11 protein-coding genes and 1 tRNA gene are annotated in these 13,051 nt (G+C 64.9%); 1 reads left to right on the top strand and 11 read right to left on the bottom strand.

Annotation, left to right across the window (positions count from 1 at the left end; genetic code table 11):
- Window positions 1-3 precede the first annotated feature (3 nt).
- The 7 genes from KCG88_RS22180 to KCG88_RS22150 form a co-directional block, all read right to left on the bottom strand.
- Window positions 4-831: a phosphatase PAP2 family protein gene (locus KCG88_RS22180; RefSeq protein WP_210713094.1), complete on the bottom strand. Its 828-nt coding sequence runs from the start codon at window positions 829-831 to the stop codon at window positions 4-6.
- Window positions 832-866: 35 nt separating this feature from the next.
- Window positions 867-1,727 (bottom strand): MipA/OmpV family protein, encoded by an 861-nt coding sequence (locus KCG88_RS22175; RefSeq protein WP_210713093.1) that lies wholly within the window; start codon window positions 1,725-1,727, stop codon window positions 867-869.
- Between the two features lie 213 nt (window positions 1,728-1,940).
- Complete coding sequence (locus KCG88_RS22170; protein WP_210713092.1) at window positions 1,941-2,975, bottom strand: DUF1254 domain-containing protein; 1,035 nt, start codon at window positions 2,973-2,975, stop codon at window positions 1,941-1,943.
- Window positions 2,976-3,136: 161 nt separating this feature from the next.
- Entirely contained in the window at window positions 3,137-4,120 is a 984-nt protein-coding gene (locus KCG88_RS22165; RefSeq protein WP_210713091.1) for an AraC family transcriptional regulator, read from the bottom strand.
- Between the two features lie 264 nt (window positions 4,121-4,384).
- A tRNA-Thr gene (locus tag KCG88_RS22160) sits at window positions 4,385-4,460 on the bottom strand.
- Between the two features lie 113 nt (window positions 4,461-4,573).
- Window positions 4,574-5,530, bottom strand: a complete 957-nt coding sequence (speB, locus tag KCG88_RS22155) for an agmatinase (RefSeq protein WP_047283518.1) — start codon at window positions 5,528-5,530, stop codon at window positions 4,574-4,576.
- 29 nt (window positions 5,531-5,559) lie between these two features.
- The gene (locus tag KCG88_RS22150) at window positions 5,560-6,945 is read right to left on the bottom strand and encodes a sodium:solute symporter (protein WP_210713090.1); all 1,386 of its coding nucleotides are present in this window, start codon (window positions 6,943-6,945) and stop codon (window positions 5,560-5,562) included.
- A 198-nt stretch (window positions 6,946-7,143) separates the two neighbouring features.
- On the opposite strand from KCG88_RS22150, the gene KCG88_RS22145 reads away from it, so the two are divergent.
- Window positions 7,144-7,788 carry a hypothetical protein gene (locus tag KCG88_RS22145; RefSeq protein WP_047283520.1) on the top strand — a complete coding sequence of 215 codons (645 nt, stop codon included), beginning with the start codon at window positions 7,144-7,146 and terminating at the stop codon, window positions 7,786-7,788.
- A gap of 53 nt (window positions 7,789-7,841) precedes the next feature.
- Here the strand turns inward: KCG88_RS22145 and KCG88_RS22140 are convergent, their stop codons facing one another.
- From KCG88_RS22140 to KCG88_RS22125, 4 genes are read right to left on the bottom strand one after another with little or no spacing between them, the layout of a single operon-like run.
- Window positions 7,842-8,063: a formate dehydrogenase subunit delta gene (locus tag KCG88_RS22140; protein WP_011058705.1), complete on the bottom strand. Its 222-nt coding sequence runs from the start codon at window positions 8,061-8,063 to the stop codon at window positions 7,842-7,844.
- Entirely contained in the window at window positions 8,060-10,957 is a 2,898-nt protein-coding gene (gene fdhF, locus KCG88_RS22135) for a formate dehydrogenase subunit alpha (RefSeq protein WP_210713089.1), read from the bottom strand. Before fdhF ends, KCG88_RS22140 begins: the two co-directional genes overlap by 4 nt.
- Window positions 10,954-12,513, bottom strand: coding sequence for a formate dehydrogenase beta subunit (locus tag KCG88_RS22130; protein ID WP_210713088.1), 1,560 nt, complete (start codon window positions 12,511-12,513; stop codon window positions 10,954-10,956). The genes fdhF and KCG88_RS22130 overlap by 4 nt, the downstream gene beginning before the upstream one ends.
- Window positions 12,513-12,989: a formate dehydrogenase subunit gamma gene (locus KCG88_RS22125; RefSeq protein WP_047283523.1), complete on the bottom strand. Its 477-nt coding sequence runs from the start codon at window positions 12,987-12,989 to the stop codon at window positions 12,513-12,515. The genes KCG88_RS22130 and KCG88_RS22125 overlap by 1 nt, the downstream gene beginning before the upstream one ends.
- Window positions 12,990-13,051: the final 62 nt, after the last annotated feature.

Raw genomic sequence — 13,051 nt, 5'->3', positions numbered from 1 at the left:
CGATCAGTGCTGGGTCAGCCCAAGAGCCACGCCTTCGGCTGCGCAGTCCTGCGCAGGTTTCAGGCCGGCCTGCTGCGCCGCCTTGACCTCCTCCTTCGCGGCCGCCAGATCGGCGAGGAACGCCTTATTGCCATGCAGGCTGGCCACCGTCGCGGCCCCCATGATGCGTCCAGCGTCCACGTCGCTTTGCCAGTGGGCGTCGCAGATGACCCGGCTCTGGCCGTATGCCAGGCCACGGGTCATCAGTTCGGTGGCGCGGGCCGGGTTGATCTCGGCCAGGACCAGGCCCCAGGCCCAGCCCGCGGCGGAGTGGCCGGAGGGCCAGGAGCCATCCGTGCGCAGCAGTGGCTCCATGTCCTTGCGGCACGTGCCTTCGTCGTGCACCACGAAGGGGCGGGTACGGTTGTAGGCATTCTTTCCGGCGTAGGTGGAGCCCCCCGCATCCGTCAGGGTGCGCTGCATCAAGGTATAGAGATGGGGGGTGGTCTTTTCGCTGATCTGCGTGCCCAGCGCGCAAGAGAAGGTTTTCGCCGGGCCGGGGAATGACAGTTCTGCATCGGTTGCCGCGAGTTTCTCCCGGCTCGAGCCACGCAGCGCCAGCGCCGCACGCCGTGCTTCTTCATCCCGCGCGAGGGCTGCGGAGCCCGGTTTTGGCGGCGCCCCGAGCAATGCCAGGCGTACAGGCAAGTCAGCCGGTTCAAGGTAGCCTGGTGCCAGCTTGAAGTGCGGGTCGGTGACCTTCGTGGCGGCGTCCTCGGCCAGCGCCCATGCCGACCATAGAAGGCCGGCCAGGGACAGCGTCACCGCGAAGGGTTCAGGTGTTTTTTTCATCGTGCGTTCTCTTTTCTATCCATGACCACGGCTGATCAGAACCGGTACAAGGCGTCCAGATAGGCTCCGGCACCGACCTTTTCCCCCGTCAGCGGGCTGTCACGGGCGTCGGAGACCAGGGCGTAGGTCTTGACGCCACCTTCCAGCGCCAGCTGTGGCTGCCATTGCCAGGTCAGGCCCAGCTTCAAGGTCACGTCGCGCATCCCGCCACCGGGGTGGTATTCATCGAACCGGGTGCGTGCGGCTTGCTGGGCGGTGACGCCGAAGCGGGCCATCATGTCGTTCTCGTTGCTCCAGGTGCCGTACAGCGTCGAGTCCAGGGTCAAGGTCGAAGACAGTGGGTAGGTGGTGGCGACCCCGGCTTCCAGGTACGCCGTACGGCCCAGGCTTTCGCCACCGTAATTGCGCCTCTGGCTCGATTGCAGGCCGCGTACGAACAAGCGGCCGGCGGGCAGGACCCAGTACGCCTCCGCCCCCACCAGGGCGGTGCTGTCCAGGTTGCCCATGCCCCGCAGGTAGTCATCACGGCCGTCCAGGGTGTGAATGCGTTCCTTGCGCCCCGGGTCATAGCCCACCAGCAGGGCCACGCCAAAAGGCGCCAGCCCCGGCAGATCCCATCGCAGCCCTTCGGGAAAGGCCGCGGTAAAGGTGCCCCAGTCCTGGGTTGGCATGACCGCCTTGAGCTTCAGTGACGGGAAGGCCGCGTAGTGGGAAGAGCCCTGGTACAACGGGCCAACAGCCAAGCCGCCGCCTACCGTCACCGATGGCGTGCCGGCTGAATCGGCCGGGGCAGCCTGGGCAGCCTGGGCAGGCGGCACCAGCATCAATGCAAGGGCTGCACTTAGGGAGAACACCACGGGAGACCTGAAAGAATGTGAATGATCCTTGAGTGTCATTGTTCATTTCCTTGGGTGTGAACTCTGTAGTGCAGAGCCATTGCTGAGTTGGTCACCAATATTCAACGTGCAGGTGCTGGTATCCGAGGCGCGTGCAGGCCGGTAAACCCCCGGCGCAAGCGCTGGCCTCATGGATCGACCCAGTGCGTTTACAAGTACCGATGGCAGGAGTCCGTCGTTTCGACAAACTTGCACTTGCTCGAATAATCGAATTTACAAATCGACGGGCTCGGGCGTTGGAAAACGCCATTGGCCACTGAGTATTTCGTTACTCGGTCGATAGAGCCTGACGGTGTAGTTCCAGCCGGGTGTCGTAACCAGGCAATTGACGACCTTGGCCTCGCAACCCCCGAACTGGATGACAATTGAACCATCGGCACTTTTCTTGGCAGTGAGGTTGTTCAGCGAATAGGCGTCATAGGGGTTTTTCTGAAAGTACCCGTCGGCGTTGTAAACACTCACCGACCAGAAACTCTTGACCGGTACCTGTTCGACCTTGAGGCGGTAGACGGTTTTTCCATCGTTGTGCGGCAATACTGCTCCGAGGTAGATGGCGTCCCTGCTCGGGTTGCCGCCCCAGCCCGTAGCGGTTCCGATCAGGTGGCGCACCGGATCGACCCTGCCTTTCGGGCCAAAGGACTGGTTGTAGTCGGGAAGGGTCGAACCCAGAACAGCCAGGGCATCACGCACTTTTTTCTGGCTCGCCTGATCCCATTTCGGAACCACGAACTCCCCGTGCCTGGCCTGGCTGACCTGGATGGCGTCCTGCAGCGCATGCACCTGCTCGAGGTCTTTGCGATCCGTGGGGTTGAAGAACAGGCGGATAGCGACAAATACGTAGCGTGTGCCGATGTCCTCTTTCGCCAGCGTATGGGGACCGGGCCCATAAATGACTGCCGGCACATAGTGATCTTCGTTGACCACTTGCATCGACATGAACCTCTCACCGGCTTCAGGCAAGGTGACAGTCACCGGGCCGGCATCGAGATCGAACACCGCTGACGAGTAAAGCGTGTCCCTGTTCATGCGGATGACATCCTGAGCGTCGATGGCAACTGCTTCGCGGCTGTGAACAAACCGCCCCAAGCCTCCACTCTTCACACTCTTGCCCATGTAGAGGTCGGACTCGGCACGAGCAAAGTTATCGACATTTACCGGCACCGTCGCGTCAGCGGATGACTGAGCGTGTGCACTGGCAAAAGTGGCCAGCGTCAGGGCGACGATGCAGGCCGTGGATGAATCGGGCATGTAAACCTCTAGCGCTTTTAAGTGGGCATTACCTTTTCAGACTGTAAAAGAACACCCCGCTGGAAACTTGCCATTTGGTGCCAAAAGCACACCAGGCAAGTACCGCGAAGTGGGTTATTTGAAGGCGTCCGATAGTGGGGCGGGAGGGTCAGGCGAAGAGGTTAACGATCATCTTTCAAGAGCGAGCGGTAGCGCGACGGCGAACTTCCGGTCCAGCGCTTGAAGGCTCGGGTAAAGTGCGCCTGGTCACTGTAGCCCACCATGTAGGCAATTTCGGTCGCGGTGTATTTGCCGCTGGCAATCAATTGCAGTGCTTCGCTGCGACGGGTCTCGTCACGCAGGTCTTCGAAGTCGATGCCGCAGTACTTGAGGCGACGCTGTAGCGTTCGGGAAGACAAGCCGATGTTTCTTGAAATAGCGGTAAGTTTGGATTGATCCTGATCCGCGATCCGTTCGATCAGCACACCGGCAGCTTGCGTGGTCGACTTCAGGGCCTCGGTGACTTTCCAGGCGTCATCCCGAACAGGCTGCAAAGGGGTGTCGAGCAGCTCACGATCGAATTCGATCATGTTGTGCTTCGCGTTCATGTGCAGATTCGGCCCCAGGTACTCCTCCAGCGCCTCATCTCCTCGCTCCCGCGGGTTTTGCAGATGCACCCGTATGGCGCAAGGCTCGCCGGACATGAGCGGCACTTTCCTCAGCAGCGCCAGAGTGCCGAGAATGACCTGTTTCGGATCAGCCCCGTGCTGCCCGGTGAAGTGCTGGATCAGCTTCGTCGTACGGCCTTCGGTAACGATTCTTACGTCACTTCCTTGATGCAGTAAGTCCGTATGGATCGCTGCCACTGCGCACGCCTGGGCAAGGTTGGTCGAACCCAGGATCAACCCGCCCCAGGCGCCGAGTGAGCGTACTTCGATCAGATGCCCCACCGTTGCACCCGCGAAGGGGTCCTGTGCGACTGCGGCCATTTCATTGGCGATGTGAAAACAGGTCGCTCGTGGCACCCAGGCATCCGGGTATTGAAAAACCTGCGGGGAAATCCCGTAACGCCGGAAGAACTCCAGCGGCGACACCCCGCGCATGCTCAGGTAGGGCGCTATTTGCTGAAGCGTGCTGAGTTTGATGGAGGGCGTTGCATGGGTCATGAGCGGTTGCACCTGATTCAAAGGCCGTGCACGTGAAGAACGTCCGAGTCCGCAGGAAACACTAGCGCAAAACACCTGCCGGAGTCGTGCTGGCGATGTGCATTAAACACGAAGGACATTGTGCTTGTGGGACTTGCGAAGAAGGGTAAGGGGGCTGAAGCGCGGCGATACCGGGTCCAGCAAGGTGCTGAAGGCATCGGGAGAGGATTGTTTGACCCTGGAAACAACAAAGCCCTCGCATCGCTGCGAGGGCTTTGTTTTGTATGGTGCCGGCACCAGGAGTCGAACCCGGGACCTACTGATTACAAGTCAGTTGCTCTACCAACTGAGCTATACCGGCGTGTCAGGGCGACGATTATAGCGATTGGCGGGCTTCTGTAAACCCCTGAAATCTGACTATTTTTGCGAAGCGCTCAGGGCCGCGTCCGCTGGCAAACGATTGGCTGGCCCTCCTCAGGAGCCTTGCGCTATCGATTCGGCGAGGATGCACAGCAACTCGAACATCAGGGTCGCGCCCACCAGGGCGGTGGCGCCGCCGACGTCGAAGGGCGGCGAGACTTCCACCACGTCGGCGCCGACCAGGTTCAGGCCGCGCAAGCCACGGATCATCTGCTGGGCCTGGAGGGTGGTCATGCCGCCGATCTCCGGGGTGCCGGTGCCGGGGGCGAAGGCCGGGTCGAGCACGTCGACATCGAAGCTGATGTAGGTCGGGCCGTCGCCCACCACGCGCCGGGCTTCGGCCAGGGTGGCTTCGACGCCGATGTCGGCGAACTCTTCCATGTGGATCACGCGAATCCCGCAGTCCCGGGCGAAAGCCTCGTCGTCGGCGCTGTAGATCGAACCGCGAATGCCGATCTGCACCGTGCGCTTGGGGTCCAGCAGGCCTTCTTCGATGGCGCGGCGAAAGGGCGTGCCATGGGTGTAGAGGTTGTCGCCGAAGTAGCGGTCGTTGGTGTCGGAGTGGGCATCGAAGTGCACCATGCCGATGGGCCGGTGGCGGGCCAGGGCGCGGAAGATCGGCAGGGTCACCAGGTGGTCGCCACCCACCGCCAGGGGCACGGCGCCGGCCTGGTGCAATTGACTGAAGAAACCTTCGATCTGTTTCAGCGAATCCAGCAGGTCGATGGGGTTCACCGGTGCATCACCCAGGTCACCGACCCGGACCAGGTCATAGGGGGCGATGCGGCTGACATGGTGCACCTTGCGCATCAGGCTCGACTGGTTGCGCACCTCCCGCGGGCCGTGGCGGGCACCGGCACGGTTGGTGGTGCCGCCGTCCCAGGGCACGCCCACCAGGGCGATCTGCACCTGGGTCGGGTCGTCGAACAGCGGCAGGCGCATGAAGCTTGGAATGCCGGCGAAGCGTGGTACCAGGGCGGCATCCACGGGCTGGGGAAAGGGCTTGGACATGGCGGGGTTCCTTGTTCGCTGTGAAGGGTTTATTCGGCGGCGCTGCGCAGTGCCGGTGCTGCCCGGCTTGTCAGGCTGACGCCGACAAAGGTCAGCAGGCTGACCCCGAGCCCGTAGTAGATCGGGGTGTTGGCGAGAATGCCGTCGCGGACCATGAACGCGATCACCGTCAGGCTGCCGGTGAGCATGCAGGCGATGGCGCCCCTGGCCGAGGCGCGGCGCCACAGCAGTGCGCCCATGATCGGCACCAGCAGGCCGCCCACCAGCAGGTTGTAGGCGATGCTCAGCCCGGCGATCACGTCATTCACCAGGCACGCCATCAACAGCATCGCCGCACCCAGCCCGAGGGTGATCCAGCGGCTGCTGGCCAGGTGGTTTTCCCCGCCCCGGGTAAGGAAGCGGCTGTAGATGTCTTCCTTGAGCACCGTGGCCGAAGCCAGCAGGCAGGCGCTGGCGGTGGACATGATGGCGGCCAGGGCCGCGGCCACCACCAAGCCGCGCAGGCCGGCGGGCAACACACTGCGGGTGACTTCGGCGAAGGCGTTTTCCGCCACCGCCAGGTCCGGCAACAGCATCTTGGCGGCGGCCCCCACCAGGGCGCAGGCGGCGCCATAGAACATGCAGTAGATCCCGGCGCCGAGCCCGGCGTAGCGCACCACGTTTTCACTGCGGGCGGTGAACAGCCGCTGCCAGATGTCCTGGCCGATCAGGGCGCCGAAGAAGTACAGCAGGAAGTAGGTGAGGATGGTGTCCAGGCCGATATTGCCCATCTCGAAGAAGCCCGCCGGCAGGTTGGCCTGCAAGGCTTCCAGGCCGCCGGCCTGGCCCAGGCTCATGGGCAGCAGGACGCCGAAGATCCCCAGGGTCATGATCACGAACTGGATGATGTCGGTGAGGGTCAGCGACCACATGCCGCCGATCACCGAGTAGAAGATCACCAGGCCGCCTCCGCAGAGGATCGCGGTGATCCGCGGGATCTCGAACACCACTTCGGTGATCGAGCCGATGGCGATGGTGGCGGTCACCGCCACCATCAGGTCGTAGGCCACCATCACGCAGCCACCGATCAGCCGCGAGGACGCCTGATAGCGCTGCTCCAGGATCTGGGTCACGGTAAAGACCCGCAACTGGGCGATCTGCCGGGAGAACACCAGGCTCAGCACGATGATCCCCAGGCCCAGCATGAACACCAGCCACAGCCCGGAAATGCCGTAGCTGTAGCCCAGGCGCACCGAGCCTATGGTGGAAGCGCCGCCGAGCATCACCGCCGACAGCGTGCCCAGGTACAGGGCCGGGCCCAGGCGGCGCCCGGCCACCAGAAAGTCATCCTGGCTTTTCACTTTGCGCATGCCCCACCAGCCGAGGCCAGCCATCAGCAGGACGTAGATCGCCATTACCAGATAATCGAGTGCCATAGCCGTCGCTTCCTTTTGTTTTTGTTGTTGAAGGCAGGTCGGAGCAGCGTAGGTGGCAGGGGTTGCCGGGTACATCCCGGCGGGCACAAGCTGGCTTGTGTTTTTTGGAAAGTGCCAGGGTGGCAGTGAAGGCTGCGGGCACTCGGCCGATAGCCTGTGCGGGCCCGGTGGCCGCCTCAGTCAAAGGAAACTTCAGTGATGAATCTCGCAACTCCCACCCTGCTGGCCGCGTTGGCGTTGCTCGGCGCTTGCAGTGTCAAACCGGTACAGCCCTATTCGGAACCGCCCCTGAGCGTGCCGACCGCACAGTTGCGGGTGATCACCAACGGCGAGGTGCGCGGGGATGCCTATGCCGGGTGCCTGGGGGACAGCAAGCGCCTGGCCAAGGCCGGGCGTTTCGGTAGCGATCAAAAGGCCAACATCAACTACCCGCAGTTCCCGGTGCAGCCCCGACAGATCGACATGCTGCCCAGGTTCGCGCCGAAACTGCCGGCCTACGTAGGGGCTATCCGCCGGGGCGAGGGTGCCTACAACGAGATCGCCACCGAGTACCGGGTACCGGCGGGCCGGCCTTTCCTGCTGGAAGGCGGGGGCGTGGCGGCAGGTGGCTATGGCAGCACCTACAGCACCTGCCCCGAGGTGAAGAAGGTGGTGCTGTTCGAGCCGGGCAAGAGCTACGAGGCCTATGTCGGCCTGAACTACATCCCCCAGGCGAACGGCGAAACCGCAGCCATCTGTGCCTTTGCGGTGTACCAGTTGTTGCCCCTGGGCAAGCCGGGAGCGGTCATGCCGATGGCGGTCCAGGCCAAGCCGCCGGTGGACAGCAAGTGCCCGGGTAGCTGAACCGTTGGAGGGTAGCCCCGGCCTGGGGTAGCAGGCCGGGGGTGAGGGTGGGTCTAGGCCTCCCAACCCGCGTCGCGCACCGCCTGCTGCACGAGTGGATGCAGTTCGGCCCCTTGCTGCTCGGTCTGCCAGGCCAGCAGTTCCTTGCGCATGCCTGGGGTCCAGAACATCTGCATGTGGTTGCGCACGCTGAGCACGGCCTGTACCTGGTCCGGCTCATTGGCGAAGTACGAGGCGATCTGGTTGGCCATCTTGATCAGGTTGGCGGTGCTCATCGGCGCACCTCCGCCTTGCCGCCCCGGGAGCGGCCACGCTTGTCCAGCAGGCGATGCTGTTCTTCGCTGAATGCCTGGTAGCGCTTCTGCCATTCGGAAGGGTGGTAGACGCGGCTGACCTCCACCGCGGTGACCTTGTACTCCGGACAGTTGGTGGCCCAGTCGGAGTTGTCGGTGGTGATCACGTTGGCCCCCGACTCGGGGAAGTGGAAGGTGGTGTAGACCACCCCCGGCGCCACCCGCTCAGTAACCCGGGCCCGCAGCACGGTCTGCCCGGCGCGGCTGCCGATGCCCACCCAATCGCCTTCGTTGATGCCCCGGCTCTCGGCGTCGGTGGGGTGGATTTCCAGGCGGTCCTCGGCGTGCCAGGCGACGTTGTCGGTGCGCCGGGTCTGGGCGCCGACGTTGTACTGGCTGAGGATCCGGCCGGTGGTCAGCAGCAGCGGGTAGCGGCCATTGACCTTCTCGTCGGTGGGCACGTAGCCGGTGAGCATGAAACGCCCCTTGCCACGCACGAACTCGTCGATATGCATGGTTGGCGTGCCGTCCGGCGCGGCGTCGTTGCACGGCCATTGCAGGCTGCCGTGGCGGTCCAGGCTGGCGTAGCTGACGCCGGTGAAGGTCGGGGTCAGGCGGGCGATCTCATCCATGATTTCCGAAGGATGGCTGTAGTGCATCGGGTAGCCCAGGGCCGCGGCCAGGGCCAGGGTGCCTTCCCAGTCGGCCTTGCCGCCCAGGGGCTCCATGACCTTGCGCACCCGGGAGATGCGCCGCTCGGCGTTGGTGAAGGTGCCGTCCTTTTCCAGGAACGAGGAGCCCGGCAGGAACACGTGGGCGAACTTGGCGGTTTCGTTGAGGAAGATATCCTGCACCACCACGCATTCCATGGCCGACAGGGCGGCGGTCACGTGCTGGGTGTTGGGGTCGCTCTGGGCGATGTCCTCGCCCTGGCAGTACAGGCCCTTGAAGCTGCCGCCCAGGGCCGCTTCGAACATGTTGGGAATGCGCAGCCCGGGATCTGCCTGCAGGGTGACGTTCCAGGCCTGCTCGAACTGCTGGCGCACCGCCTGGTTGGAGATGTGCCGATAGCCCGGCAGCTCGTGGGGGAAGGAGCCCATGTCGCAGGAACCCTGGACGTTGTTCTGCCCCCGCAGCGGGTTCACGCCCACCCCTTCGCGGCCGATGTTGCCGGTGGCCATGGCCAGGTTGGCGATGCCCATGACCGAGGTGCTGCCCTGGCTGTGCTCGGTGACCCCCAGGCCGTAGTAGATCGCCGCGTTGCCGCCGGTGGCGTAGAGGCGGGCGGCGGCACGGATATCGACGGCGGGCACGCCGCAGATGGCGCCGAGCACTTCCGGCGAGTTGTCCGCGCGGCTGACGAAGTCGCTCCACAGGGCGAAGGCCTCGGGCTCGCAGCGGGCGCTGACGAACTCCTGGTCGACCAGCCCTTCAGTGACGATCACATGCGCCAGGGCATTGAGCATGGCCACGTTGGTGCCGGGGCGCAGGGCCAGGTGCAGCTCGGCACGGGCGTGCACCGAGTCCACCAGGTCGATGCGCCGCGGATCGATGACGATCAGCTTGGCCCCTTCACGCAGGCGGCGCTTGAGCTGGGAGCCGAACACCGGGTGGGCGTCGCTGGGGTTGGCGCCCATCACCAGGATCACGTCGGCCTGCATCACCGAGTCGAAGCTCTGGGTACCGGCGGATTCCCCCAGGGTCTGCTTGAGGCCGTAGCCGGTGGGCGAGTGGCAGACACGGGCGCAGGTGTCGACGTTGTTGTTGCCGAAGGCCGCCCGCACCAGCTTCTGCACCAGGTAGGTTTCCTCGTTGGTGCACCGGCTGGAGGTGATGCCGCCGATGGAATCGCGGCCGTACTTGAGCTGGATGCGCCGCAGTTCGCTGGCGGCGTAGGTCACCGCTTCGTCCCAGCTGACTTCCTGCCACGGGTCGCTGATGTGCTTGCGGATCATCGGCTTGGTGATGCGGTCCGGGTGGGTGGCGTAGCCCCAGGCGAAGCGGCCCTTGACGCAGGAGTGGCCATGGTTGGCCTGGCCGTTCTTGTCCGGAACCATGCGCACCAGCTGGTCGCCCTTCATCTCGGCGCGGAACGAGCAACCCACCCCGCAGTAGGCGCAGGTGGTGATCACCGCCCGCTCCGGCTGGCCCATTTGCACCACGCTCTTTTCCATCAGGGTGGCGGTGGGGCAGGCCTGCACGCAGGCGCCGCAGGACACGCATTCGGAGTCCAGGAAGTTGTCGCCACCGGCCGCCGCGACCCGGGATTCGAAGCCGCGGCCGCTGATGGTCAGGGCGAAGGTGCCCTGGGTTTCCTCGCAGGCGCGCACGCAGCGGTTGCAGACGATGCACTTGCTCGGGTCGTAGTCGAAGTAGGGGTTGGAGGTGTCTTTCTGATCGTCCAGGTGGTTGGCGCCGTCATAGCCGTAGCGCACTTCCCGCAGGCCCACCTGGCCGGCCACGGTCTGCAGTTCGCAGTTGCCATTGGCCGAGCAGGTCAGGCAGTCCAGGGGGTGGTCGGAGATGTACAGCTCCATCACGTTGCGGCGCAGGGTTGCCAGTTTCGGCGTTTGCGTATGCACCACCATGCCTTCGCTGACCGGGGTGGTGCAGGAAGCCGGGTAGCCGCGCATGCCGTCGATCTCCACCAGGCACATGCGGCACGAGCCGAAGGCTTCCAGGCTGTCGGTGGCGCAGAGTTTGGGAATGGTGGTGCCCAGCAGGGCCGCGGCGCGCATCACCGAGGTGCCCTGGGGCACGCTGATGCTGCGCCCGTCGATGTTCAGGCTGACCTGCACCTGGCTGTCGCGGGCCGGGGTGCCGAAGTCCACGGCATTGAGGTCGATATCTGTGGCTGGGTCGAAAATACTGATCATTGCTCGGCCTCCGAGGACGCCAGACCGAAGTCGGCGGGAAAGTGCTTCAGGGCGCTGGCCACCGGGTAGGAGGTCATCCCGCCCAGGGCGCACAGCGAGCCGTATTGCAGGGTGTCGCACAGGTCCTTGAGGATGATCGCCTGGGTCTGGCGCTCCTCGGCCTGTGGCGCGGCCAGCAGGCGGTCGATGACCTCCACGCCGCGGGTCGAGCCGATGCGGCACGGGGTGCATTTGCCGCAGGATTCCTCGGCGCAGAACTGCAGGGCGAAGCGCGCCATGCGGGCCATGTCCAGGCTGTCATCGGCCACCACCACGCCACCGTGGCCGAGCATCGCGCCCATGGCGGCGAAGGCTTCGTAATCCAGGGGCGTATCGAACTGCGCCGGCGGCACCCAGGCGCCCAGGGGGCCGCCCACTTGCGCGGCCTTCAGCGGCCGGCCACTGGCGGTGCCGCCGCCATAGCCTTCCACCAGCTCGCGCAGGGTCAGGCCGAAGGCCCGCTCCACCAGGCCGCCATGGCGCACGTTGCCCGCCAGCTGGAAGGGCATGGTGCCCAGGGAACGGCCCATGCCGTAGTCGCGATAGAACGCCGCGCCCTTTTCCAGGATCAGCGGTACCGAGGCCAGGGTCAGCACGTTGTGCACCAGGGTCGGCTGGCCGAACAGGCCTTGCAGCGCCGGGATCGGCGGCTTGGCGCGGACGATGCCGCGCTTGCCTTCCAGGGAGTCCAGCAGGGCGGTTTCCTCGCCGCAGATATAGGCCCCGGCGCCGACCCGTACTTCCAGGTCGAAGGCCTGGCCACTGCCGCCGACATTGGCCCCCAGGTAACCGGCATCCCGGGCGATGTCCAGGGCCTCGCGCAAGGTGGCCACCGCTTGGGGGTATTCCGAGCGCACATAGATGTAGCCATGGCTGGCGCCGACCGCGAGGCCGGCAATGGCCATGCCTTCGATCAGCAGGAACGGATCGCCTTCCATCAGCATGCGGTCGGCGAAGGTGCCGGAGTCGCCTTCGTCGGCGTTGCACACCACGTACTTCTGCTGCGGCGGGGTGTCACGCACGGTGCGCCATTTGATCCCGGCGGGGAAGGCCGCGCCGCCACGGCCACGCAGGCCGGAGTCGAGCACCGCGGCCACGGTCTGCTCACCACCCAGGGCGATGGCGAGGCTCAGGCCCTCGAAGCCGCCGTGAGCCCGATAGTCGGCCAGGGACAACGGCCGGGTAATGCCGGCGCGGGCGAACAGCAGGCGTTGCTGGCTCTTCAGGTAGGGCAATTCTTCGACCCGGCCCAGGGCCAGGGGATGGCTGGCGGGGTCGCCTTGCAGGGCGTCCAGCAGCGAAGGCACTTCGGCGACGCTCAGCGGGCCGAAGCCCAGGCGTCCGTCCGGGGTGTCGACTTCCAAAAGCGGCTCCAGCCAATACAGGCCACGGGAGCTGGTGCGTTGCAGTTGCAGTGGCAGCTGGCGCTGCTCGGCCTGGGTGGCGATGGCCTCGGCCACCGCGTCGGCGCCCACGGCCCGGGCCAGGGAATCACAGGGCAGGTAGAGGCTGGGCATCACACGTCCTCCCGGCAACTGTCCAGCAGCGCGTCCAGGCGCTCGGCGCTCAGGCGTGCATGCAGCTGGCCATCCAGCTCCAGGGCCGGCGAACAAGCACAGGCCCCCAGGCAGTACACCGGCCGCAGGCTGATGGAACCGTCGGTGCTGCTGCCGTGGTCATCCAGCTGCAGACGCTCGCGCAGTTGCGCTGCCAGTTGCTCGGCGCCGCGGCTCTGGCAGGACTCGGCGCGACATAGGCGCAGGATGTGCCGCGCCGGCGGCGAGGTACGAAAGTCATGGTAGAAGCTGATCACCCCGCGCACTTCCGCCTGGCTCTGATTGAGCGCGTGGGCGATCTCGGGGATGGCCAGATCGGGGATGTAGCCGAGCTCTTCCTGGATCTGGTGGAGAATGGGCAACAGTGCACCCGGGACGCCTCTGTGGCGTTCCAGCAGGGTGTGGATCAACGGCAGATGCAGCGTTTCATCAGGCATACAGCAATTCCTCACGGTCACGGACACACCTGGTGGTTGTCGGCTGTCCGAAAGTGTCGGCT

Origin of the sequence: Pseudomonas sp. MWU349 (assembly GCF_017947325.1) — a bacterium.
In the GTDB taxonomy this organism is placed as follows: Bacteria; Pseudomonadota; Gammaproteobacteria; order Pseudomonadales; family Pseudomonadaceae; genus Aquipseudomonas; species Aquipseudomonas protegens.
This window is presented reverse-complemented; position numbering and strand designations above follow the sequence as displayed.